Raw genomic sequence first — 22,856 nt, 5'->3', positions numbered from 1 at the left:
CGCCCCCTTCGGACGTCGTGCGTGGGCGCCACGGGCGCCGCGAACCGGAGCAGCTGGCCCGCCTCGGTCTCGACCGCCCCCTCGTCCTCGGGGCGGAGGGCGGCGAACGGCTGGACCGTGACGACACCGGCCCGGCGGTCGAGCTCCCACGTGCCCGGCACCGTGCCGTCGACTAGATCGGCCCCCCGACATCCCCGTCCGGCCCGCCCCGCTCGCGCCAGCGGGCTCGCCAGGCCGCCTCGCTCGCCTCGTGCGCCGTCTTCTCCTCCAGCACCGCGGCGCGCAGCGCGCGGCGGGAGCCCGCGAACAGCACCGCCTCGACCGTCACCAGTGCCACGCAGATCGCGGTGAGCAGGGCCAGGGCGGCGAGGGCGGGCAGGTGGGCGCTGATCGGAAGGGCGCCGGCCAGGACCACCAGCGCCCCGACCCGCGTCCAGGTGACGGTGTGCAGGGCGCGCAGCTGGAACGCCATGCCGGCGGCCAGGTAGAGCATCACGCCGCCGAAGAGCAGCGGCAGGGCGGAGCCGTGCGCCGGCTGGCCCACCCCGCCGGCCGGGTCGGTGATGACCCGCACGACCTCCTCGGCGCCGATCGCGAAGGTGATGACGCCGGCGATCATCGGGAGGTAGAGGTACGCGTAGGCGTCGCGCGCGAGTGCGATCCGGGGGCCGTCCTCCGCGGCGTGCAGCGCCATGCGCGCGGCCGGCCCGACGAGGTCGAAGTGCGCCCACCACAGCGCCGCGGTGAAGATGATCCCCAGCATGGCCGCCGGGATCGCCTCCCAGGTCACCGGCTTTCCGATCAGATTGCCGCCGACTCCCACCGAGATGACCGACTCACCCAGCGCGATGATGAGGATCAGGTCGTACCGCTCCGTCCAGTGCTCGGCCGAGGGGAGTTCCCAGCCCCAGGTGCCGGCGAGCAGCCCGCTGCCGTACTGGATCACGACCACCCCGATCCAGAGACCGTCCCGGACGAGGCCGGCCGTCTCCGGGTCCGCGATGTGCTTGGGGAGCATCGCGGCGACCAGCAGCAGGATGGCGGTGAGCACGATCTCCGGCACGAACTGGAGCATCTTCCGGCGAGCGTGCGGCTTGCCGCGGACGGCGTGCAGGTAGAGCAGCAGGTGTACGAGGCGGATCGCCACGTAGCTGATCGCGACGAGCAGGGGCCCGGCGGTGCCGTGGTGCGGATCGTCGAAGGCCTGGGGCAGGGCCAGCGCGAAGGTGAAGAGCGCCGCCATCCCCAGCACCATGATCACCGGGACGAAGCCCTCGCCGAGCCGCACCCGGCTGGCCACCACGCTGTGGACCACCCAGCACCACCACAGCACGGCGAGCACCAGGAGCGCGTGCAGCAGCTCCCGGCTGGTGACGTCGGCGACGGTGGCGCGGGTGATGATGAAGAAGGAGACGACGAAGACCAGGTCGAAGAAGAGTTCGAACCGGTCGGCCCGGGTGCCCGGGGCGATGGGTACGGCGGGCCCCAGCATCCCTCGCCACCGGTAGCCCCGCACCGGATGAGTCTCCCAGCGCTGGGTGCCGTCGAGGGCCGATTCGAGGTGCGCCGGCCATGATCGACTGCCCGCGGGCGGCCCGACGGTGGCTCGCGTATCCGCGGCGCGGTGGACGAACGGTGAAGGCGGCACCCCGCTGGGCGCCGCCTTCGCCGTGGCCGTTCACCTGAGGAAGGGCAGCCGCCGTACGAGCGGGATGCGGGCCCAGGCCCGGCCGAGGCCCAGGGTGTCGCCGGCGGCGGTGAGGGCGAGGACGGCGAGGACGGCGGCGTAGACGAGGTGGTCGTCCACGAAGGGGTTGTTCTCCGGGGGCAGGACGGCGGTCCACATCAGCACCAGGAGCAGCGCGCCGGCCGTGGCGGCGATCCGTAGGCCGATGCCGAGGACGAGCGCGGTGCCGATGGCGGCGAGGCCGATCATGAAGAGCCAGTCGGCCCAGGCGGCGCCGGCGAACGACCGGTAGACGTCGGCGAACGGGCCGGCGACCGCGTTGCCGAGGAAGCCCTTGGTGGGGCTGCCGCCGTTGACCCAGGCCTGCGCGCCGGCGGTCTCGTGGCCCAGGCCGAACGTCTTGTCGAGGAAGGCCCAGAGGAACGTCCAGCCGAGGGCGAGGCGCAGACCGGCGAGGAGGTAGCGGGTGGTCCTCGCCCGGGTCGTCCCGACGGCGGTGGCGGGCGGTGCGGGGGCGGTGCGGGTGGCGGTCCGGTCGATGGTCGGACGCTCGGCGATGGCGGTCATCTGTCCGCTCCTCTCACTTCTCTTCGACACCTCAATTGCACCCGCCACGACCGCGCGGGAGCAGTGCCGACGGACCGCAAGTGGTGGGACCTTCGGCCCGGGCCGGCGGGACGTGGGCCTCGCGGCACCCGTCGGCGGGCCGGGACGAGGGGAGGGGCCGGTGCCGTCGCGGGCCCGTTGGGTGTGAACGCCTCCACTGGCACCCTGTCGTCGGTGCCGCCCGTGGTAGAACGGATCTGAGAGTGGTGTAAATCGTCATAGGGCGGACACGTTGGCGCAGGTCGGGGCCCGCCGGTTCGGAACGGGCGTGGTTCCCCGCGGGGCGACCGTCCTGGAACTGCTGTACGACATCGTCTACGTGTTCGCGCTCGCCCGGCTGGCCGGCCGGGTGGCCGACGACCTGACCATCGTCCGGCACGCGCTGCTCTCCGAGGCGGGGCAGACGCTGCTGTTCTTCACGGCGATGTGGATGATCTGGTCGCACAACGCGCTGATGACCAGCATCTACAACCCCCGCAAGACCGACATCCAGGTGGTGCTGCTGGCCTCGATGTTCGGCACGCTGGTGCTGGCGGTCTCGCTGCCGCAGGCGTTCGGTGAGCGTGGCGCGATCTTCTCCGCCACGTACGTCGTGATCCAGGTCGGCCGGCCGCTCTACCTGACCTGGGCGCTGCGCCGGCAGCCGGAGTGGCGACAACCCGCCCGCGTGCTCACCTGGCACTCGATCTCGGGCACGTTCTGGATCGCCGGTGCGATGAACAGCGGGCTGGCCCGCGGCATCCCCTGGACCATCGCCCTCGCCATCGAGATCCTCGGCAGCGTCACGAGCTGGTCGGTGCCCCGGCTCGGCGTGGGCCGGCGCGGGTACGCCCGGGTCGCCTACGACCACCTCGCCGAGCGGTACAACCAGTTCTTCATGATCGCCCTCGCCGAGGTGGTGCTCGAGGCCGGCGCGGCGGTCAGCTTCCCGGGCTTCTCCGTCAAGCGGACGATCGTCCTCGTCGTGGCCTTCGTCGCCGTCGTCGCCTTCTGGCGGATCTACTTCTACCACTCCGGATCGCGCGGGACGGGTCTGTCGGGCACCGACGGGCCGGCCCTGCGCCTCTCCGCGTGGTCGAGCTTCAGCCTGCTGCTCGTCGTCGCCGGCGTCATCTGCACGGCCGTAGGGTTCTCCCAGGTCGTCGAGGACCCGGCGCCGCCGATCGACTGGGCGCTGGTCGTCGTCGTCTTCGGCGGCCCGGCGCTCTTCCTGGTCGGGCGGTACTTCCTCGAGGACTCGATCCGCACCGCCCGCGACCGCCCGGTGCTGCTGGTCGGCCTGCTCGCCCTGGGAGCGGTCGCGCCGATCACGCTGTTCTTCCCGCCGCTCGCCGCGGCGGTCGGCGCCAGCCTGATCCTGGCCGGGGTCGCCGTCTACGACTGGCTGACCCACCGGCACGGCCCGGAGAGCAATCCCGAGCTGTAGCCGGCGCGGGGCCATCGCACGCCGAGGGCCCCGCGCCGCCTCGACCTACAGCCCGCGGCACTGCCCGGACGCCGCGCCGCGCACCGCGTTGGGCGCGCCGAGGTTGGTCGGAGCCGGGCTGTTGCCCGCGCAGTGCAGCGTGGTCGCCTCGTTGCCGGCCAGGATCGCCGCCGTCGTGCCGGTGGCGTTGCCGGTGAGGACGAGCGCGCCGTCCACCCGGGTGCCCACCGCCGTGACGTGGCCCGTGGTGCCGGTGACCGCGACCGCGCCCCGCACGTTGCTGTCGAGCAGCTCCACCGCGCTCGCGCCGGTCGCCGCCACCGCTCCCGTGATCGACGACCGCTCGACGACCAGGGCCGCGCCCGGCCGTACGGTCACGCTGCCGGTGACGGTCGCCGCGCGCAGACAGGTGACGCCGGAGGTGACCACCAGCGAGCCGGCGTGCCGGCCGGAGACGACCTCGGTGCACGCCGGCGGTGGCGGGATCAGCGTCGCTACGAACGTTCCCGCGGCGCCGATGTTGCCGACCGCGTCGATGCCCCGGTACTCGACCGTGTGTCGCCCGTAGCCGGGGGAGCGCTGCGCGAACGGTGACACCGACAGGCCGCCGGAGCCGAGGTTGCCGTAGACGAGGCCGTCGACGTCGGTGCCGGTGGCGGTGAACAGGAACGGGGCGCGCGCGTCGGTCGGCCAGCCGTAGTAGTTGTGCCAGCCGTCGCCGTCGACCCGGAACTCGGCGGTGATCTCCCCGGCGCGGTCGTCCGTGCCGGTGAGGCCCATGGTGAAGGGGCCGTTGTACAGGTACTCGGTCGGCTTGCCCGGCTTGCGCGTCGTGAGCAGCGGTTCCGAGAGGTCGTAGTCGACCTCGGGCCGGGTGGCGTCGACCGTCCAGCCCCGGGTCGCCGACTCGCCGGTCGCCGGGTCGCTGACGGTGGCGGTGAGGTGGTGGGTGCCGCTGCGGAGACCGAGCGGGCCGAGTTCGAGGGCGCCGTCGTGACCCGGGTTGGCGACCGCCCGGCCGTCGAGCGTCCAGCTCACCGCCGGCACCCGGTCGGTCGGGTGGGTGGTCTGCACGTACACCACGTCCTGGGCGCCGACCGGCCGGTCGGTCGCCGTCGACGCGGTGACGGCGAGGGGCCCGCCGGCGGGAGTGGTGGTCAGCCCGGTGTCGACGGTCCACGTCCGGCGCTGGGTCAGCGCGGGCGACTCGCGTACCGCCGGGTCGCGGACGAACGGCGTGGGGTCGGTGACGGTCGCGGTGACCGTGTGCGTACCGGGCGCGAGCCGCAGTGACCGCAGGTCGAGGCTCCGGGCGTTGCCGGTGCCGGGGACGGCCGCGCCGTCGACCGTCCAGCTGACCGTCAGCTCGTGGCTCACCGGGTGCAGGGTCTCCACCCAGACGACCCGGTCGGCCCCGATCGGCTGGTCCGTCGGTGTGCTGTCGGAGAGGATGTCCACCCGGCCGGCGATCCGCTCGGTCATCCGCTCCCGGGCCACCTGGTCGAAGTAGAAGCCCAGCGACTTCATCATCGAGTGCCGGCTGGGGCGCCAGACGCCCTTCTGCAGGTAGAGCCCGCCCTCGTAGCGGCCGATGGTGCCACCGGACTCGCTCGGCTCACCCAGCCAGCGCCACCACTTGGCCCGGGTGTCGCGCATCTGCTGCTCGGTGAGGACGGTGTGGTGTGCGGAGGAGGGCTCCTCCCCGGTGTACGTGTCACCGGGTACGCCGCGGGCGTAGTAGTCGTACTCGTCCTGCAACCCGCCGAGCGAGTGGCCCAGCTCGTGCGGGCTGATCAGCGCGGAGAGGGCGTTGCCACCGGAGGCGGTGGCGTTGACCCCGCCGGCGCCGCCGTAGGTGTCGCTGTTGGCGAGGGCGATGAGCTGCCGGTTGCCCCCGTGGGTGCCGGCCGCCAGGTCGGCGTACGCGTTCGCCGTGGCGCCGTCGACGGCCAGCAGGCGCTGCACGCTGCCCGGGTTGCAGCCGCCCCAGAAGCCCATGTCGAGCACCGTGTCCCGCTGGGGGTCGGTCAGGCCGGGGTCGCAGTCCACGCCGGACTCCGCGGAGACGATCTCGACGGCGTAGACGTTGAAGTAGCTGCGGTAGGACTTGAACGGCTCGATCGTCCAGAGCGTGTTGAGGTGCTTGTCCACGTGCGCGCGGAACCGGGGCAGGTCGGCCTCGGTGTAGCCGTCGCCGAGCACCACCAGGTTGAAGCGCTCGGCCGGATCCCCCGTCACCTGGACGGGCACCACCGTCGCGGCGCCCACCTCGACGGCGGCCGCCGGTGGCGCGACGGCCACCAGGCCCGCCGCGACCGTCGCCGCCACACACAGCCCAGCTCTGACCCTCACGAGCGCTCCCTCCGAGACCGGCCGGATGCCGCACGATGCCCGGCCGCGCATCGGCCGTGATCGTGGTCATAGGGACCGTACAAGGCTTCGGCTCGCGGCAGAACCCTCCGCGGACCGGCGATGCGCGGGGGTCGTGCGGCATCAGGGAGCGGACCGGGCGGGTGGCGATCAGGCGGCGAAGGTCTCGATGTAGCCGACGGCCGCCCCGGTGGCGGCGTGCAGCGGCTCCGTGGAGCGGCGCACCTGGCTGAGCAGCAGACCGCCCTGGACGGCCGCCAGCAGCGCGGTGGCCAACCGGTCCACGTCGGCGGACGCGACGAGGACGCCGCCCTCCCGCATCCGGCGCAGCCCCTCCCGGATCGGCGTCTCCCAGCGGTCGAAGGCCGCGACCAGGTCGTCACGAATGGCGTCACAGGTCTCGGCCAGTTCGCTGGCCAGGGAGCCGATCGCGCAACCCCCCTCGCAGTTGCGTCGCTCCTGGGTCTCGATCACCACGGCGCACCACGCCCGGAGGGCGTCGAGACTGTCCAGCCGGTCGAGCAGCGGCCGCTGGCCCTGGAGGGTCTGCTCGACCTGGTGGGCGATCACGGCCCGGACCAGCGCGTTCTTGTCCCCGAAGTAGTGGTAGACCTGCGAGGCGCTGACCCGGGCCGCCTGCTGCACGTCCGGGATGCTGGTGCCGGCGACACCCCTGCGGAACATCAGCTCCGCCGCGATCCGCACGATCCGCTCCCGGGTGCGCCGGCCGGCGGCCGTGATCCGGGGCCCGGGCGGCGCCGAGCCCGCGTCCGTGGCGGCGGCGTCGGTGGGCGTCATCGTGCCAGCTTACCGCCGGGTAACCAGGGGTCCGGATGCTCGCCGTGAAGCGGGCGGGCCGCCGTCGGCGAACCCACCCGCCAGGTGGTCACCGCGGCGTCGGGGCGTGCCAGTGACCGGCCAGCGTCTCCGCCTCGGCCGGCCCCCAGGTGCCACGCGGGTAGGAGGCCACGGGCTCCGACAGGTCGAGGATCGGCTCGACGATCCGCCACTCCTGCGCGATGGCCTCCTCGCGGGCGAAGCGCAGGTGCCGGCCGTCCAGCGCGTCGTCGAGCAGCCGCTCGTACGCCTCCCGCCGGTGCCCGAGCGCCGCGTCGAAGTCCACGGGGAGGGTGACCGGAGTGCCCGTCACCTCCGCGCCGGGCTCCTTGACCTGTATCGACAGGGTGACCCCGTCGTTGCGACCCAGGCGGAAGCGGAGCAGGTTCGGCTGCGGGGCGGCCCCGTCGGCGGCCGGCACGAGGGTGCGGTCCGGCGTCTTGAACTGGACCACGACCTCGGTGGCGGTGCCCGGCATCAGCTTGCCCGTACGCAGGTAGAACGGCACGCCGGCCCAGCGCGGCGAGTTGATCCGCAGCCGGGTGGCGACGAACGTCTCGGTGTTGGAGTCGGGTGCCACGCCGGGCTCGTCGCGGTAACCCGAGTACTGGCCCCGGACCGTCGAGGCGGGCGAGAGCGGTTCGACGTGGCGCAGGAGCCGGATCTCCTCGGCGCGGAACGCCTCGTCGCCGGGCTCGGCCGGGGGCTCCATGGCGAGCAGAGCCACGACCTGGAGCATGTGGTTCTGCAGCACGTCCCGGGTGGCGCCCATCCGGTCGTAGAAGCCGGCGCGCCCCTCGGTGCCGAAGCCCTCGGCGAGCGTGATCTGGACGTTGTCGATGTGCGCGGCGTTCCAGAGCGGCTCGAAGAGCCGGTTGGCGAAGCGGAAGACCCGCAGCCCCTCGACGGCCTCCTTGCCGAGGTAGTGGTCGATGCGGAAGATCCGCCGCGGGTCGAAGGCCGCCCGCAGCGCCTGGTTCAGCTCGTACGACGAGGCCAGGTCGCGGCCGAACGGCTTCTCGACGACCACCCGGCCGCGCGCGGCGAGACCGGCGCCGGCCAGCCCGTCGACCACCGCCGTGAAGACCGCCGGCGGGATGGCCAGGTAGAACAGCGGCCGCTCGGCGTCCGTGAGCGCCTCGGCCAGCCGCTGGTAGGTCGCGGCGTCGGCGTAGTCGCCGGAGAGCATCGTGAGGTTCCCGGCGAGGGTCTCGAAGACCTCGTCGTCGACCTGGCCGTTCGCCTCCAGCACCGACTTGCGCGCCGCCGTGAGCAACTGCTGGTGGTCCCAGCGGGAGCGGGCGACGCCGATCACCGGCATGTCCAGCCGACCGCGTCGGGTCAGCTCGTAGAGCGCCGGGAAGAGCTTCTTCGCGACCAGATCTCCGGTCACGCCGAAGAGCACGACAGCGTCTGAGCGCAGGTCCATGGCAGGTTCACCTCATCTTGGAATCAGCTTTCCAAGACTCCTGCGCGGCGGTGCGACCGTCCATCACCGGCCGCGTGAGGTGCGCGACAGCGCCCTGGGGAACAATTCGGCGACGGCCGGTCCTCCCCCGGAGCCGGACCGGCCGTCGCGTCGCCTCAGGCCACGACGGAGCGCAGCGGCACGCCCGCCTCCCGGAGGGCGCGCAGCAGGTCGGTCAGGAACGGGTGCTCGTCGGCCTGCCGGCCCTCCCGGTTGGGGATCACCAGGTACGCCGACCCGTTCGCCACGGAGGCCCGGACGTCGCCGGTGAAGCGCTCGACGACGGCCCGCGTACGGGCCAGGTCGCCGCTCGCCACCTCGATCGTGGTCGGCCGCCAGCCGCCGCCGAGGTCCTCGGTGACCGGCGCGGCGGCCGCCAGGGCGCGGGCCGGGTCGACGGCGACGGGCCCGGTGGCCCGCCCCGCCGGGCCGGCGCCCGTCCGCGGGTACAGCAGCGCGTTGGCCACCAGGTGCAGCCCGTTCTCGTTGTACGCCCGGAACAGCGGGTTGAACGCGAAGAGCACCGAGCGGCCGGCGCCGGTCGGCTCGTCCACCAGGGCCGCCGTGCCGCGCAGGGCGTCCGCGCCCACCGTGTAGCCGTTCGCCCAGAACGTGTCACCGCTCGGGTAGCGCAGCACGTTGGTGCCGGTGGTGCTCGGGTTGAGGATGGGATCGCCGTTGTTGAACTCGAAGTCCTCCGCCGGCCGGCCGGAGGCCACCGGGCTGTCCCGGTCGACGTCGACCCGCAGGTGCGACCCGATCACCTGGTAGCCCTCGGGCTTCGTCTTCTCGGTGGTGGAGGTGAGCCCGGCGGCGCGGGCCATCCGGGTGCCCTCGTTGCGCAGCCCGACGTAGGTGTGCCCCTGGGCGATCCAGGCGCGCAGGTTGGCCTGCCCGGCGGCGGTGAGGCCGCCGGTCGGGCTGCTGCCGTCGGGCACGAGCAGCACCGTGCGACCGGTGAACGCCTCGGTGTTGTCGTTGATGTCGGCCGTGGTCACCGGCGTCAGGTCCAGGCCCCAGCGCTCGCCGAGCACGTACCGCGCCTCGCCGTGGGAGCCGGCGGTGGTGGAGATGCCGGTGCCCTGGAACAGGCCGACGTCCGGCAGCTCCAGGCGGGTGCCGGTGGCCCGGCCACCCGGCGTGAGGGTCACCCCGAGCGACCGCGCGAGGCCGTCGATCTCCCGGGTGAGCCGGGTCGCCGCCACCCGGACCACGCTGGTGTCTACGTCACGCACCAGCGGTACGCCGCGGCCGAGCAGCCGGAACGTGAACTCCGCCGCCGCGGCGGAGTCGAGGCGGTAGCCGTACGAGCCGTGGACCGGCGCGGGGCCGGACCTCCCGCCCGAGATCCGCCGCACCAGCTGCGCCTTCGGCCGCACGTCGTCCCCGGTGTAGATGGTCGGGACGCCCATCAGCAGCGGGTTGCTCCAGGAGGAGACGTCGTAGAAGTACGGGAACGGGGTGTACGGGTCCTCACCCATGATCGCCTGGATCCAGTGCTTCTGCGGCTGGTCCATCGGGATCCAGTACGCGCCCTTCGGCACCGTGACGTCGTGGGCGCTGCGGCCGCCGAAGACCCGTGCCGTCGGCACCCGGGTCGGCCGCTGCACCTCGTACACCTCGACGTCCATCCGGCGCAGCCGCTCGACGAGTTGCCGCACGTCGGCGAGCTGCCGGTCGGGGAGCAGGAAGTACGACCGGATCCGCAGATCGGGGACCGGGAACTGGACCTCGTTGGTGGGCTGGACCACCTCGTTGGGCTCCAGCGTGCCGGCGCGGCCCTGGGCGAGGGCGTCGGTCCAGATCCGGTAGTAGTCGGAGAGCACCTCACGCCGGTTGGCCGCGGCCCAGCCGAGCGTGGACCACTGGGTGTGGAACTGCTGCTGGACCCGGTCGGCGACCGCCGAGGCGCTGCCCTTCTCGAAGGTCATGCCGGCGGCGCCGAAGCCGGCGGCCGGCACGGTGTCTCCGTAGCCCATGAAGAAGAGGTCGTAGGTCGCGTAGTTGAAGTAGCACTCGGTGGTCACCGCGCCGCCACAGGCGCCGTTGTAGCCGAAGCCGGCCTTGTTGGCCTCGCCGATCCGGTTGATCCAGTCGACCGCCTCCCCGGCGATCTCGTGGTGGATGGGGTCGGCGTTCGGCGGGAAGAAGTACTGCCGGCCGCCCATCTCGTGCGCGTCGACGAACACCTGCGGCGGGTAGCGCCGCATCAGCTCCAGCTTGCTGTCGGTCTCCTGCTGGGTGCGGGCGAACCAGTCCCGGTTCAGGTCGAAGCCGAACTCGTTCTGCCGGCGGCTCGCGTCGCGCCCGTCGGGGTTCTGGGTCGGCACGATGATCGTGACGAGGTTGTCGTTGCGCTCGGCCACCGCGCAGGACAGCCCCGCCGCCAGCTCGTACAGCGTCTTGAGCGCCGCGTCGGTGCCGCTCTTCTCGCCGCCGTGCACGTTGCCGGCGACCCAGACGATGGCCGGGGTGTCGGCGGCGGTCCGGGCGGCCTGTGTCCGCGTCGTGCGGCGGGGGTCGCGCAGGTCCCGGATGTCGTCGGCGATGCGGCGCAGCGCGGCCGGCCGGACGTGGCGTTCGTTCGACACCACGGCGTACGGCAGGGGCTGGCCGAGCGTGCTGGTGCCCAGGACGCCGGTGACGACCCGGTCGGAGGCCCGGTCGACGGCACGCAGGTAGGTGTCGACCTCGTCGGTGGTGACGACGCGCTCCTGGCCGACGCCGAGCGGGAAGCCGAGCACCGTCTCCGGGCTGGGCACGCTCGCGAGGCGGGCGGTGGGGTCGGTGGCGCAGTGGGCGGTGGCGGGCCGGGCGCCGGCCGGGGCGTGGCCGAGCAGCGGGGCGGTGCCGACCAGGAGGGCGACGGCGGCGACGCTCGCCAGTCGCCGTACGGGGATGATCCGGAGTGGACGCGACGACGGGGCCATGCAGGCTTCCCTTCCCCCGGGGGAGACGGCTCACATTGATGTGAGCCTATGACCTGCGGATTCCCAGGGTCAAGATCCCATCGACGTGCGTCGCCGGAGCCGACGGGGTGCCGGCGCGGGCCGCCGGGAGCCGCCGGGACGGGTGGCCGCCGGTGGCCGCCGCCGCTGCCCGGCACCGGACCGGACGCCCGTCGCCGGGCCGGCCTCGGGCGCGCGCCGCGGTGCCAGCTCGTCCAGGTCTCGCGCCCGGCGCAGCGGGGACAGCAGCAGCGGTACCGGCGCGAGGGTGAGCCCGACCCCGATGACGAGCAGCGTGGCGCGGACGCCGAGCGCGTCCCCGAGCAGGCCGCCCAGCAGGCCGCCGAGCGGCATCGCCCCCATGACCAGGAAGCGCATGCTGGCGTTGACCCGGCACAGGAACCGGTGCGGTACGACCGTCTGCCGGTAGGTGATCTGGGTGATCCCGTAGACGACCTGACCGATCCCGCCGCCGACGAGCCCGGCGACGAAGGCCGCGACGCCCCAGCCGGGGCCGGTGAGCGGGATCAGCAGGTTCGCCGGGCTGGTCACGGCGAGGGACAGCCAGATGATGCGGGCCGACCCGACGCGGTGGGCCAGCCGGGTGGCGGTGAGGGCGCCCAGCAGGGCGGCGGCCGGTGCGGCGGACATCAGCATGCCCGCGGCGCCCGGGGCGAGGCCCACGGTGTCGACCAGGAACAGGACGAGCAGCGCGGTGGCGGCGGTGAAGAACAGGTTCGACAGGGCGCTGGTGGCGGCGACGGCCCGCAGGACCGGGTCGGCGAGCACGAACCGCAGGCCCTCGCGCGCCTCCTGGACCGGCCCGCCGCGGCCGGCGCGGCGCGGTGCGCGTTCGGTGGTCCTGATCCGGGCCAGGCAGGCGGCGCTGAGCAGGAAGCTCGCCGCGTCGAGCAGCAGTGTGTTGGTGGCGCCGACCAGCTGGGTGAGCCAGCCGCCGAGGCTCGGGCCGGCGACCTGCCCGGACGACCGGAACGTCTCCACGGCGGAGTTGCCCCGCAGGAGGTGCCGGCGACCCAGCACCACGGGCAGGTAGGACTGGTGACCGATGTCGAACAGCACCCGCATGACGGACAGGACCGCGGCCGCCGCCAACAGCAGCGGAAGGCTCAGCCAGGAGAGCGCGGCCGCCACCGTGACCGTGACGAGCGCGGCACACCGTACGAGGTCGGTGGCGATCAGCACGGGCCGGAGCCGGCGCCGGTCCAGCCACACCCCGGCCGGCACCCCCACGAGCAGGAACGCGCCGTTCTGCACGGCCACCAGCACGCCGAGCTGCCAGGGCGTCGCGTCCAGGAGCAGCACGGCGATCAGGGGGAACGCGAGCGCCGTGACGTCGGTGCCGAGCTGGGTCACCGTCTGCCCGGCGACCAGCAGCCGGAAGTCCCGGGACCGCCAGGGCCCGTCCTGCGGTCGAACGGTCATCTTCGCCCTTCGCACCAGCCGACGAGTCGGACGTCGTGGCGGCCCGGAGCAGCCAGGTGCGGCGGGCCGTCGACGGAGTGTGCGAAAGGGCGCGGTCTCGGCGCGTCCCCGACCTGAGGCTAGCCGAACCCCTCGGGTCGGATGGCGATACCGGCCGAGTCGGGGACGGGCTGCCCGGACCACGGGCGCCGGGCCGGGACGGCCGGCGTGGGCCGGAGCCGGCTTCGGCTCCGGCCCACGGTGCGGCGACGCGTCAGGGCAACGGGTACTGCGCGACGTAGACCGGGGCGCCGACCCGCGTCGTGTCGGCCGCCTCGCCCACGCCGTTGACCACGTGGTCGATCGTGCCGGCGCTGAGGTTGACGGTCATGATGTGGTGCAGCCGTACGCCCGGCCTCCGCGGCACCTCGAAACCGTTCTCGGTGTGGATCGACGGGTTGTTCTGGTTGAAGACGTAGACGCCGCCGCCGTGCAGGGTGTGGTGGCGCACCCGGTCACCGACCTTGTAGCCGGCCCAGCCCTCGACGTCGCCGTTCATCCAGTCGGCCTGCGTCGGCGGGTCGTACGGCAGCTCGTTCTGGTAGAGGATCGTCGTGCCGTGCTCACCGTTCCAGACGGTGTTGTACCGCTGGAAGTGCTCCACGAAGAGGCCGGTCGCCGTCACGTGGTCGCCGTTGATCACCGCGCCGTAACGGCCGGTGTTGGTACGCCAGCGTTGGGTGTCGCCGTTGACCCCCTCGGTGAAACCCTCGACGCCGTGGTCGCCGCGCCAGACCCAGGTGTGGTCGATGAGCACGTTGTCGCTGTTGACCTCGAGCGCGATGTGCGTCCGGCCGATGTGCGGCCCGCCGACGCGGAAGTACACGTCGGAGAGGGTCGTGGGGTTGGCCGGGTCGCTGCGGTCGCGCCCGTGCCGGTCGCCGACGCGTAGCAGCACCGGCGACTCCCGTAGGCCGGCGTCGACGGTCACCCCGGCCACGACGACGCCCGGCACGTCGGCGACCGCCAGCGGCACCGCGCCGTCCACCGCCGTGAGGGTGGCGTGGCCGAGCCCGAGCACCACGGTGTCCGGGCGCTTGACCTCGATGGTGCGGGCGATGTCGTACACACCGGGGGTGAGTAGGAGGTGCTTGCCCCGGGCGAGCTGGCTGTTGATGGTCCGCACCGAGTCCGAGGGCCGGGCCACGAAGAAGTCGTCGAGGGCGATACTGCGCCCCGCGGTCAGGCCGTCGGCCCAGGAGACACCACGGGTGCCGCGCTTCGCGACCGGTACCCGGACCTGGTACCGGCCCCTGCCGTCGACGAAGAGGTAGGGCTTCTCCCGGCTCAGCGGGGTGGTCTCCAGGGTCGTGTACGGCGGGTTCGGAAAGCCGGCGTCGTCGGGCGCGCCGACGACACCGGCGAAGACCTGGTTCCACACGCCGTTGGACCAGCCGGCGACCTCGCTGTTGCGGGTGAGCCACTGCTGTTGGGAGCCGTTGGTGGTGGCGGGCAGTCGGGAGTCGGCGATGAAGCCGCCGCTGGCGTACTGCGGGCCGGCGGTGCAGTAGTCCATCAGGGACAGGCCACCGCCGTCGACGTCGAGGCGGCGCATCGACACGGCCTGGGAGACCGCCCAGAAGTTGGCTGAGGAGCGGCAGCCGTCCTGGCCCGTGCCGTTGACGGTGAGGGAGAGGTTCGACAGCGTGCGCCAGAAGTTGACCAACGCGATGCAGTTGCTGGTGCCGCCGCCGTCGAGGCAGCGGTTGTACGCCTCGATCTTGCCGTTGATCCGGACGTCGGTGGGGGAGGCGCCCAGGCCGGCGATCTCGGTGTAGTAGCCCACCTTGATCTGCAACGGCTGCTCCGGGGTCCCGTACGTGCCCGGCTTGAACAGGTACGCGTATCGCTGGGTGCCCATCTCGTTGCCGACCTGCCGGGCGTACGTCGCGTCGAGCGTCGCCTGGATCTCGCTGACCGGCATGCGGGGATCGAAGATTGTGACGTTGGGGCCGAGGCCCGGCGTGTGGTGCCGGGACGGGCCGGCGCTCGCGGCCGTGCTCGTCGTGCCGACGGCCGTGCAGAGCACCAGGCCGAGGGTGAGCGCGCGGCGGAGCCGCCGCGCGCCGGGGGAGTGGGTCATCCGGTTCGTCCTCTCCGCCGCGCCGGAGGGGACCCGGCGCGGCGACGTGGGGGATGGGACAGGTTAGAGAGCGCTCTCTTGGCCCTCCGGACTTGTATCACGTCGTAAAAGAAGGATGGGCATGTTTCTACCCGGTAAACCGGCCGAGCGCTACGGGTGTGCCACCGAATCCCACCGGGAGCCGAGCGGGGCGGCGGCTGCCTAGCGCCGCCCCTCGGGTGCGGGCCCTGCCGGGGCGACGCCCGCGTACCGGGTCCGCATGATCTCGCTGGCGGCGGGGCCGGCCGCGAAGACGAAGTTCTCCGGGTCGAGTTCCCGACCGGTGGCCCGGTCCACCACCACGGGCTCGACCTCGGTCCCGGTCTCCCGGTCGACGAGGATCATGCTGCGCTGCTCGGGCCGGAGCCGGGAGTTGCCCCAGGCGGCCAGGGCGACGATCACGGGCCGCAGGCTGCGGCCGAGATCGGTCAGGACGTACTCGTAGCGGTCGGGGTGGGTCTGGTAGCGGCGGCGCTCCAGCAGCCCGTTCGCGGTGAGCGTACGGAGCCGGCTGGTCAGGATGCTGGAGGAGATCTTGAGGTTCTCCTGGAACTGCTCGAAGCGGGTGTAGCCGTCGAACGCGTCGTGGAGGATCAGGAGGGTCCACCACTCGCCCACCACGCCGAGCGTCGCGGAGAGCGGGCACTCGCGGTCCTCGAGGCGGATCTTCCCAGCCATCCTTGCTCCTCACCGAGTTGGTGCTAAAGTCGAAGCGACTCACTTCTAGTTCAGCAGTAACAGTACGACGCCAGCGCGCGTCTGTCTCGTGCTGCGCAGCGAGAGGAGACCGTTCATGGCCTCGACCCTGCCCGACCGGGACTCCCTGGCCGGCCGGCGGGCCCTGGTCACCGGTGGGACCAAGGGCGCCGGCGCGGCGATCGCCGAGCGGTTGCGCGCGGCCGGCGCGGAGGTCTGGGTCACCGCCCGCAACCAGCCGGCGGACCACCCCCACCCCGACCGCTTCGTCGCGGCGGACACCTCGACGGTCGGCGGGGCGGACGCCGTCGGCGACCGGCTGTCGGCCGTCGGCGGCGCCGACGTCCTCGTCCACGTGGTGGGCGGCTCGCACGCCCCCGGCGGGGGGTTCGCCGCTCTGGACGAGGCCACCTGGCTGGACGAGCTGAACCTGAACCTGCTCGGGGCCGTCCGGATCGACCGCCGCCTGGTTCCCGCCATGATCGAGCGGCGGCGGGGCGCGATCGTGCACGTCTCCTCGATCCAGCGCCGCAAGCCGCTGCATCACGCCACGCTCGCGTACGCGGCCGCCAAGGCGGCCCTCACCACGTACAGCAAGGGGCTCGCCAACGAACTCGCCCCGTACGGCGTCCGGGTGAACAGCGTGGCGCCCGGGTTCATCCAGACCTCGGCGGCCGACGCGCTCGTCGACCGGCTCGCCGCCGCCTCGGAGGTCGACCGCGACACCGCCCTCGGGCGGTTGATGGACAGCCTCGGCGGCATCCCGTTGGGCCGTCCCGCCCACCCCGCCGAGGTGGCCGACCTGGTCGGCTTCCTCGTGTCGGACCGCGCCTCCGCGATCGTCGGCGCCGAGCACGTCATCGACGGCGGCACCGTCCCGACGGTCTGACCCGCATTCCTGAGAGGAGCCCCAGATGAACACCGCACCCGAGATCATCGGTCGGTACTTCGCGCTGGCCGGCCAGCCGGACCGCGACGCCTACCTCACCCTCTTCGCCGACGACGCGGTGGTGGAGGACGAGGGGAGGACCTACCGGGGCATCGATGAGATCCGCCGGTGGCGAGGCGAGGTGCCACTGGTCTCGTACGAGATCACGGACGTCCGGGACACGCCGGAGGGCACCGTCGTCACCGCGACCATCACCGGTGACTTCCCCGGCAGCCCCTTCGCGGGCCTGCGGTTCCGCTTCGAGGAGTACGACGACGACGTGATCCGCCGCCTGCGGATCGCCCCCTGATCACCCACGGAAAGTGAGCACCTCTCGGGCCTGCCGGGGCTAGATTCCAAGCAGTGGACCGAACCGGCGCTGTCGAGGCATTGAAGGCGGACCCCGCCACCGTCTCGCTGCGCCGTTCCCTCGAGGTCTACTACGGCGACCCGGCCCGCGACGCGGCCATGGACGCCTTCTACGCGCGCTTCGTCCGGCCGGGGGACCTCGTCTTCGACATCGGCGCCCACGTGGGTGACCGGGTCGGCAGCTTCCGCCGGCTCGGCGCCCGCGTGCTCGCGGTGGAGCCGCAGCCGACCTGCACCCGGGCGCTGCGCGGGATCTACGGCGCGGACGGCGAGGTGACCGTCGTCGAGGCGGTCTGCGCCGCGGACGCCGGGCGGATGACGTTCAACGTCAACTCCGCCAACCCCACCATCTCCACCGCCTCGCCCGACTTCATCCGCGCCGCGGACGGTGCGGCCGGGTGGGAGGGGGAGCGGTGGGACGCGCGGATCGACGTCCCGGCGGTGACCCTCGACGGGCTGATCGCCGACCACGGCGCGCCGGCCTTCGTGAAGATCGACGTGGAGGGTTTCGAGGACGAGGTGCTCGCCGGGCTGAGCGGCCCGCTGCCGGCGCTCTCGTTCGAGTTCACCACTATCGGGCGGGAGGTGGCCCAGCGCTGCCTCCGCCGTCTCACCGCGCTCGGCTTCCACGCCTTCAACCTGGCCCTGGGCGACACCATGGCGCTGGCCTTCCCGCAGTGGATGTCCGCGCCCCGGATGGCCGCGCACCTGCGTGGGCTGCCCCACGCGGTCAACTCCGGCGACGTGTACGGCCTGTCCCGGGCCTTCCCGCGGCGACCCCGCTGATCGCGCTGCCCCTCGGGCGGCCGCGCGTTCGCGATCTCTTCGCATTGCACTCGCATTGTCAAACGCGTACCGTGGTTTGCGTTGCAGTCGCATTGTAAAAGAGGTGCCTCCGATGCGTGTGGCGTCGTTGTCCGAGTCCAGCGGCGGGATGATCGACCTGGTCGGGGGCAAGGCCGCCGGCCTGGCCGAGCTGATCCGGCTCGGTGAGCGGGTGCCGGAGGGCTTCTGCGTCACGACCGAGGTGGAGGAGTCGGCCGTGCTCCCGGAGGCCGAGATCGAGGCGGCGTACCGGCGGCTCGGTGGCGGGTCCGTCGCGGTCCGCTCCAGCGCCACCGCCGAGGACCTCCCAGACGCCAGCTTCGCCGGGATCCAGGACACCTTCCTCAACGTCGAGGGCGTCGCCGAGCTGCTGAGCGCGATCGGGAAGTGCCGCGACTCCCTGCACCACGAGCGGGCCGTCGCCTACCGGGAGGCGCACGGCATCGACCACCGGACGGCGCGGATGGCCGTCGTGGTGCAGCGGATGGTCGACGCCGAGATCGCGGGTGTGCTGTTCACGGCGAACCCGGTCACCGGCCGGCGGACCGAGATGGTCGTCGAGGCCGCCGCCGGTCCCGGCACCGCCGTGGTGGACGGCACCGCCGACGTCGACCGGTACGTGCTCGACGGGTCGCCGCACCCCGACCACGGCCTGCTCGACGCCGCCCGGCTCGACGAACTGCGCCGGGTCGGCGAGCGGCTCCAGCGTCACCTCGGCGGCCCGCAGGACGTCGAGTGGGCGTACGACCGCGACGGCTACCTCTGGCTGCTCCAGTCGCGGCCGATCACCACCCTGTTTCCCCTCCCGCCGGCGCCCGACGGCCCCGAACCCCGGGTCTACCTCGAGTTCGGTCACGTCCAGGGCATGCTCCGTCCGGCCACGCCGATGGGCATGGACAGTCTGAAGTCCGTGGTGGCGGCGATGCTGGCGGGCTTCGGGCTGCGCGTCGAGATCACCGACATCGGTGGCCGGCTCTACGGCGACCTGTCCGATCTCGCCCGCGACCGGATCGCCCGCAAGCGGCTGGTCAAGCTCATGGCGGTGGACTTCGGCCCCCGCGCGCAGGCCGTCATGGCGCACGTGCTCGCCGATCCCCGCTTCGCGCCCCGCCCGGGTGGCGCGACGCGCAAGGGCGGTGGACCGTCCCCGCGTACCGCCATCCGGGCGCTCTCCGGGGTGACCCGGGCGCTGGCCCGGCCGGAGGCGGCCCGGGCCCGGCTGTTCCGCGAGATCGAGCGGTTCGCGGAGGACGCGGCCGCCCCGGCCGAGCTGCGTACGGCGGCCGACCGGCTCCGGTTCGTGCGGGAGCAGGACGCGTCGCCGAGCGTGGACGAGATCGTCTGGCCGATCGTCGCCGGCATGCTGGCGGCCACCCTGCCCGGCCACCTGCTGAAGGGCGTGGTCACCCGCGAGGAGATCGACACCGTCCTCGGCGGGATGCCGCACAACGTGACGATCGAGATGGATCTCGCGCTGTGGCGGCTCACCGACGGGGCCCGCGCCCACCGCGACCTCCTGCTCACCACACCGCCGCACGAGCTGGCCGACCGGTACCGGCGCGGCGCACTGCCCGACATCGGGCTCGACGCGTTCCTCGACCGGTACGGACACCGCGCCGTCGCCGAGGTGGACCTCGGGATGCCACGCTGGGACGAGGACCCGGCCCCGGTCTTCGCCATGATCGCCAACTACCTGCGGGTCACCGACCCGGAGCAGGCGCCCGACCGGCGCTTCGCGCGCGCCGCCGCGACCGCCGAGGCCACCCTCGACGTCCTCGTGGCCCGGGCCCGGCGCCGCCGGCCGGTCCGCGGGCGCGTCGCGGCCTTCCTGCTGCGCCGGGCACGGGCGCTCGCCGGCCTGCGGGAGTCCGGCAAGTTCGCCGGCCTGTACCGGCTGCGCGAGATGCGCCGCCAACTGCTGCTCGTCGGCGCCGAACTGGCGGAGCACGGCCTGCTGGCCCGGGCCGACGACATCATGTTCCTGACCCTCGACGAGGCCGCGGCGGCCGTGCACGAGCACACCGACCAGCGCGCGACCGTCGCCGACCGGCGCGCGGTCTACGAGCGGGAGCTGCGTCGCCGGAGCGTGCCGGTGGGCCTGCTCTCCGACGGCACCGACCTGGAGGCCGTCCTGCCGTCGCCCGCCCCCACCGCCGGGGCGCTGCGCGGGGTCGGCGCGGCGGCCGGGGTGGCCACCGGGCCGGCCCGGGTGGTCCACGACCCCGCTACCGCCCACCTGGAGCCCGGCGAGATCCTGGTGGCGCCCACCACCGACCCCGGATGGACGCCGCTGTTCCTGACCGCCGCCGGGCTGGTCACCGAGACCGGTGCCGTCATGGCCCACGGGCCGACGGTCGCGAGGGAGTACGGCATCCCCGCCGTCATCTCCGTGCCCGGCGCCACCCGGCTGATCCGCACCGGCGACATCGTGACGGTGGACGCCGCGGCCGGCACGGTGACGCTGGGGTGAGCCGAAACGCCGGCCGCAGGCGAGCGGCGACGATCAACGACCCGACCACGACGTGACAGCATGGGGCCCATGCCGAAGAAGGTCGACCGGCACGAGCGGCGCACGCTCATCGCCGACGCGCTGATGCGGGTGGCCGCCCGGCAGGGCCTGGAGGCGGTCAGCCTGCGGCACGTCGCGGCCGAGGCCGGCGTCTCGTCGGGCATGGTCCAGCACTACTTCCGCACGAAGGACGAGATGATGGCGTTCGCCATGGCCGTCGTGCGGGAACGCAACCAGGTCCGGGTGACCGAGGCGCTCGCCCGGCTCGGCGAGGACCCGCCGGCCCGGCTGCTGCTGCGCACGATGATCGCCACGCTGCTGCCGCTCACCGACGAGTCCCGCGCCGACAGCCGGGTCGCGCTGGCGTTCCTCGCCTACACCGCCGTACGGCCCGACGCCGCCGCCGGTCTGCGCGAGGACACCCGGCAGCTGGTGTCCTTCCTGGCCGACCTCATCCCCGGCCCGTCCTCGGCGCAGCGGGCGGCCGGCCTGCTCGCGCTCATGGAGGGCCTGGGCGTCTACCTGCTCGGCGGTCACTACACCGCCGAGCAGGCGCTGGCCGCGCTCGACGTCCAGCTCGACCTCGTCTTCGCGGCGGCCGACGCCGGTGAGCCCGGCGACCTCGCGGGGATCGGACGACCCGGCGGCGACGACGCGGTCGGATGACCCGGCGACCCCGCGTCCGCCGGTCGCCCGGCGCACGCGGAGCCACGACGTCGGCTCAGCGGCTTAACCGCTGGTAGCGGCGCACCGCGAGCGGGGCCGCCAGCACGATCAGCAGCGCCGGCCAGCCGACCGCCAACAGCAGGGCGTGCTGCGCCGCCCACGACTCCCCGCCGATGCCCGGGTTGCCGAAGAGTTCACGGGCGGCCGCCACCGTCGCGGAGAGCGGGTTCCACGCCGCGATCGCGCCGAGCCAGTCCGGCAGCAGCTCCGGGGCGACGAACACGTTCGACAGCGCGGTGAGCGGGAAGGCGAACGGGAACACGATCACCCCCACCGTGTCCGGGTTCGGCACGAGCAGGCCGAGCAGGATGCCCACCCAGGTGATCGCCATCCGCAACAGCAGGATCAGGCCGACCGCGGCGAGCGCGTCACCCGTCCCGTGGCGCCACCGCCAGCCCACGAGCAGGCCGCACACCACCAGGACGGCCAGCTCCAGCAGGGCCCGCAGCAGGTCCGCCCCGGCCCGCCCGGTCAGCAGCGCCGACCGGGCCATCGGCAACGAGCGGAACCGGTCCACCACGCCCCGGCTGGCGTCGTAGGCGATCTGCGACGCCGTCGCGCCGAGGCCGTAGAGCATGGTCATCACGAACACGCCGGGCAGCAGGAACTCCCGGTAGCTGCCCTCGCCGGGCACCGCCATGCCGCTGCCGAACACGTAGCCGAAGACCAGCACGAACATGATCGGCAGGCTGAAGTAGAGCACGATCTCCTCGGGCGACCGGATCACGTGCCGCATGTTCCGCCCGGTCATCACCCAGCCGTCGGCGACCGCCCAGCCCAGCCGGGCCAGCGGTCCGGAGGGCGGAGCCGGCGCGGGACGCGCCCGCGTCGCCGAACGCGTCGTCACCGTCGTGGTCACGCGGCCACCTCCGTCCGCTCGGTGCCGCCGGCGCGGTGCCCGGTGATGTGCAGGAACGCCTCGTCCAGGGTGGGGCGGCGCAGGACGACGTCCTCCACCGCGACCGCGGCGTCCCGCAACGCCCGGAGAGTCTCGGCGAGCGCGGTGATCCGGTCCTCGACGGGGGCGCTGAGCCGCCGGATCTCCCGGTCGACGACCACCGGCCCGCCGGTGATCCGTTCGACGACGCCGGCCGCCACCGGCAACTGCGCGCCGTCGTGGACCACCAATTCGATCCGGTCCGCGCCGATACGGGCCTTCAGCTCGGCCGACGTGCCCTCGGCCACCACCCGGCCGGCGTCCATCACCGAGATCCGGTCCGCCAGCTGGTCGGCCTCCTCCAGGTACTGCGTGGTGAGCAGCACCGTGGTGCCGTCGGCGACCAGCGAGCGGACGGCGTCCCACAGCGCGTTGCGGCTGCGTGGGTCCAGCCCGGTGGTCGGCTCGTCGAGGAAGAGCACCCGGGGCGTGGTGATGAGGCTGGCGGCCAGGTCGAGCCGGCGGCGCATCCCACCCGAGTAGGTGCCGGCCGAGCGGCTCGCGGCGTCGGCCAGCCCGAACTGGTCGAGCAGCTCGTCGGCCCGACGCCGGGCCACCCGCGCCGGCAGGTGCCGCAGCCGGCCGAAGAGCACGAGGTTCTGCCGGCCGCTGAGCGTCTCGTCGACCGCGGCGTACTGGCCGGTCAGGCCGATCACGGCCCGCACCCGCTCCGGGTGCCGCGCCACGTCGTACCCGGCGACCCGGGCGTGGCCGGCGTCGAAGCGGAGCAGCGTGGCCAGGATCCGCACGGCGGTGGTCTTGCCGGCGCCGTTCGGGCCGAGCAGCCCGCAGACCGTGCCGCCGGGCACGGTCAGGTCGAATCCGTCGAGGGCGGCCGTCCGGCCGTACCTCTTGCGCAGGCCCGTCGCCACGACGGTGGATGTCTCGTCTGTCATACCGGCAGCGTCGCGGGCGGTGCT

At 73.4% G+C, this 22,856-nt stretch carries 17 protein-coding genes; 6 read left to right on the top strand and 11 right to left on the bottom strand.

What is annotated here, in order from left to right:
* Positions 1-172 precede the first annotated feature (172 nt).
* Positions 173-1,516, bottom strand: coding sequence for a low temperature requirement protein A (locus SM573_RS00420; RefSeq protein WP_474612143.1), 1,344 nt, complete (start codon positions 1,514-1,516; stop codon positions 173-175).
* Positions 1,517-1,678: 162 nt separating this feature from the next.
* Entirely contained in the window at positions 1,679-2,254 is a 576-nt protein-coding gene (locus SM573_RS00415) for a hypothetical protein (RefSeq protein ID WP_474612142.1), read from the bottom strand.
* Between the two features lie 307 nt (positions 2,255-2,561).
* On the opposite strand from SM573_RS00415, the gene SM573_RS00410 reads away from it, so the two are divergent.
* Entirely contained in the window at positions 2,562-3,719 is a 1,158-nt protein-coding gene (locus SM573_RS00410; protein ID WP_474612141.1) for a low temperature requirement protein A, read from the top strand.
* A gap of 45 nt (positions 3,720-3,764) precedes the next feature.
* Here the strand turns inward: SM573_RS00410 and SM573_RS00405 are convergent, their stop codons facing one another.
* From SM573_RS00405 to SM573_RS00375, 7 genes are all read right to left on the bottom strand, one after another.
* Positions 3,765-6,071, bottom strand: coding sequence for a M64 family metallopeptidase (locus SM573_RS00405; RefSeq protein WP_474615150.1), 2,307 nt, complete (start codon positions 6,069-6,071; stop codon positions 3,765-3,767).
* 168 nt (positions 6,072-6,239) lie between these two features.
* Entirely contained in the window at positions 6,240-6,887 is a 648-nt protein-coding gene (locus tag SM573_RS00400) for a TetR/AcrR family transcriptional regulator (protein WP_474615149.1), read from the bottom strand.
* 88 nt (positions 6,888-6,975) lie between these two features.
* Positions 6,976-8,355, bottom strand: a complete 1,380-nt coding sequence (gene zwf, locus SM573_RS00395) for a glucose-6-phosphate dehydrogenase (RefSeq protein WP_474615148.1) — start codon at positions 8,353-8,355, stop codon at positions 6,976-6,978.
* A 155-nt stretch (positions 8,356-8,510) separates the two neighbouring features.
* Positions 8,511-11,324, bottom strand: a complete 2,814-nt coding sequence (locus SM573_RS00390) for a M14 family zinc carboxypeptidase (RefSeq protein WP_474615147.1) — start codon at positions 11,322-11,324, stop codon at positions 8,511-8,513.
* Positions 11,325-11,393: 69 nt separating this feature from the next.
* On the bottom strand, positions 11,394-12,785 hold the full coding sequence (locus SM573_RS00385) for an MFS transporter (protein ID WP_474615146.1): 1,392 nt from the start codon (positions 12,783-12,785) through the stop codon (positions 11,394-11,396).
* Positions 12,786-13,038: 253 nt separating this feature from the next.
* Positions 13,039-14,907: an adenylyl cyclase gene (locus SM573_RS00380; RefSeq protein ID WP_474615145.1), complete on the bottom strand. Its 1,869-nt coding sequence runs from the start codon at positions 14,905-14,907 to the stop codon at positions 13,039-13,041.
* 201 nt (positions 14,908-15,108) lie between these two features.
* Complete coding sequence (locus tag SM573_RS00375) at positions 15,109-15,624, bottom strand: winged helix-turn-helix transcriptional regulator (protein ID WP_474612134.1); 516 nt, start codon at positions 15,622-15,624, stop codon at positions 15,109-15,111.
* Between the two features lie 115 nt (positions 15,625-15,739).
* Between SM573_RS00375 and SM573_RS00370 the strand changes: the two genes are divergently transcribed.
* The 5 genes from SM573_RS00370 (at position 15,740) to SM573_RS00350 (ending at position 20,939) form a co-directional block, all read left to right on the top strand.
* Positions 15,740-16,531 carry an SDR family oxidoreductase gene (locus SM573_RS00370; protein ID WP_474615144.1) on the top strand — a complete coding sequence of 264 codons (792 nt, stop codon included), beginning with the start codon at positions 15,740-15,742 and terminating at the stop codon, positions 16,529-16,531.
* A gap of 25 nt (positions 16,532-16,556) precedes the next feature.
* Positions 16,557-16,880, top strand: coding sequence for a nuclear transport factor 2 family protein (locus tag SM573_RS00365; protein WP_474615143.1), 324 nt, complete (start codon positions 16,557-16,559; stop codon positions 16,878-16,880).
* A gap of 53 nt (positions 16,881-16,933) precedes the next feature.
* A complete protein-coding gene (locus SM573_RS00360) occupies positions 16,934-17,725 on the top strand; it encodes an FkbM family methyltransferase (RefSeq protein ID WP_474615142.1) in 792 nt (263 codons plus the stop codon).
* Between the two features lie 112 nt (positions 17,726-17,837).
* Positions 17,838-20,234, top strand: coding sequence for a PEP/pyruvate-binding domain-containing protein (locus SM573_RS00355; RefSeq protein WP_474615141.1), 2,397 nt, complete (start codon positions 17,838-17,840; stop codon positions 20,232-20,234).
* Between the two features lie 69 nt (positions 20,235-20,303).
* On the top strand, positions 20,304-20,939 hold the full coding sequence (locus SM573_RS00350) for a TetR/AcrR family transcriptional regulator (protein ID WP_474615140.1): 636 nt from the start codon (positions 20,304-20,306) through the stop codon (positions 20,937-20,939).
* Positions 20,940-20,994: 55 nt separating this feature from the next.
* Here SM573_RS00350 and SM573_RS00345 read toward each other — a convergent pair whose 3' ends face one another.
* Entirely contained in the window at positions 20,995-21,750 is a 756-nt protein-coding gene (locus SM573_RS00345; protein ID WP_474612467.1) for an ABC transporter permease, read from the bottom strand.
* Positions 21,751-21,854: 104 nt separating this feature from the next.
* Positions 21,855-22,832: an ATP-binding cassette domain-containing protein gene (locus SM573_RS00340; RefSeq protein ID WP_474615139.1), complete on the bottom strand. Its 978-nt coding sequence runs from the start codon at positions 22,830-22,832 to the stop codon at positions 21,855-21,857.
* Between the last annotated feature and the right edge of the window lie 24 nt (positions 22,833-22,856).

It is taken from the genome of Micromonospora xinjiangensis (assembly GCF_056150165.1).
This window is presented reverse-complemented; position numbering and strand designations above follow the sequence as displayed.

Excerpts from the sequence above, each read along its gene's own strand:
- SM573_RS00415 (WP_474612142.1), bottom strand. The coding sequence starts at position 2,254 with ATGACCGCCATCGCCGAGCGTCCGACCATCGACCGGACCGCCACCCGC.
- SM573_RS00400 (WP_474615149.1), bottom strand. The coding sequence starts at position 6,887 with ATGACGCCCACCGACGCCGCCGCCACGGACGCGGGCTCGGCGCCGCCC.
- zwf (WP_474615148.1), bottom strand. The coding sequence starts at position 8,355 with ATGGACCTGCGCTCAGACGCTGTCGTGCTCTTCGGCGTGACCGGAGAT.
- SM573_RS00390 (WP_474615147.1), bottom strand. The coding sequence starts at position 11,324 with ATGGCCCCGTCGTCGCGTCCACTCCGGATCATCCCCGTACGGCGACTG.
- SM573_RS00385 (WP_474615146.1), bottom strand. The coding sequence starts at position 12,785 with ATGACCGTTCGACCGCAGGACGGGCCCTGGCGGTCCCGGGACTTCCGG.
- SM573_RS00380 (WP_474615145.1), bottom strand. The coding sequence starts at position 14,907 with ATGACCCACTCCCCCGGCGCGCGGCGGCTCCGCCGCGCGCTCACCCTC.
- SM573_RS00375 (WP_474612134.1), bottom strand. The coding sequence starts at position 15,624 with ATGGCTGGGAAGATCCGCCTCGAGGACCGCGAGTGCCCGCTCTCCGCG.
- SM573_RS00370 (WP_474615144.1), top strand. The coding sequence starts at position 15,740 with ATGGCCTCGACCCTGCCCGACCGGGACTCCCTGGCCGGCCGGCGGGCC.
- SM573_RS00365 (WP_474615143.1), top strand. The coding sequence starts at position 16,557 with ATGAACACCGCACCCGAGATCATCGGTCGGTACTTCGCGCTGGCCGGC.
- SM573_RS00355 (WP_474615141.1), top strand. The coding sequence starts at position 17,838 with ATGCGTGTGGCGTCGTTGTCCGAGTCCAGCGGCGGGATGATCGACCTG.
- SM573_RS00350 (WP_474615140.1), top strand. The coding sequence starts at position 20,304 with ATGCCGAAGAAGGTCGACCGGCACGAGCGGCGCACGCTCATCGCCGAC.
- SM573_RS00345 (WP_474612467.1), bottom strand. The coding sequence starts at position 21,750 with ATGACCGGGCGGAACATGCGGCACGTGATCCGGTCGCCCGAGGAGATC.
- SM573_RS00340 (WP_474615139.1), bottom strand. The coding sequence starts at position 22,832 with ATGACAGACGAGACATCCACCGTCGTGGCGACGGGCCTGCGCAAGAGG.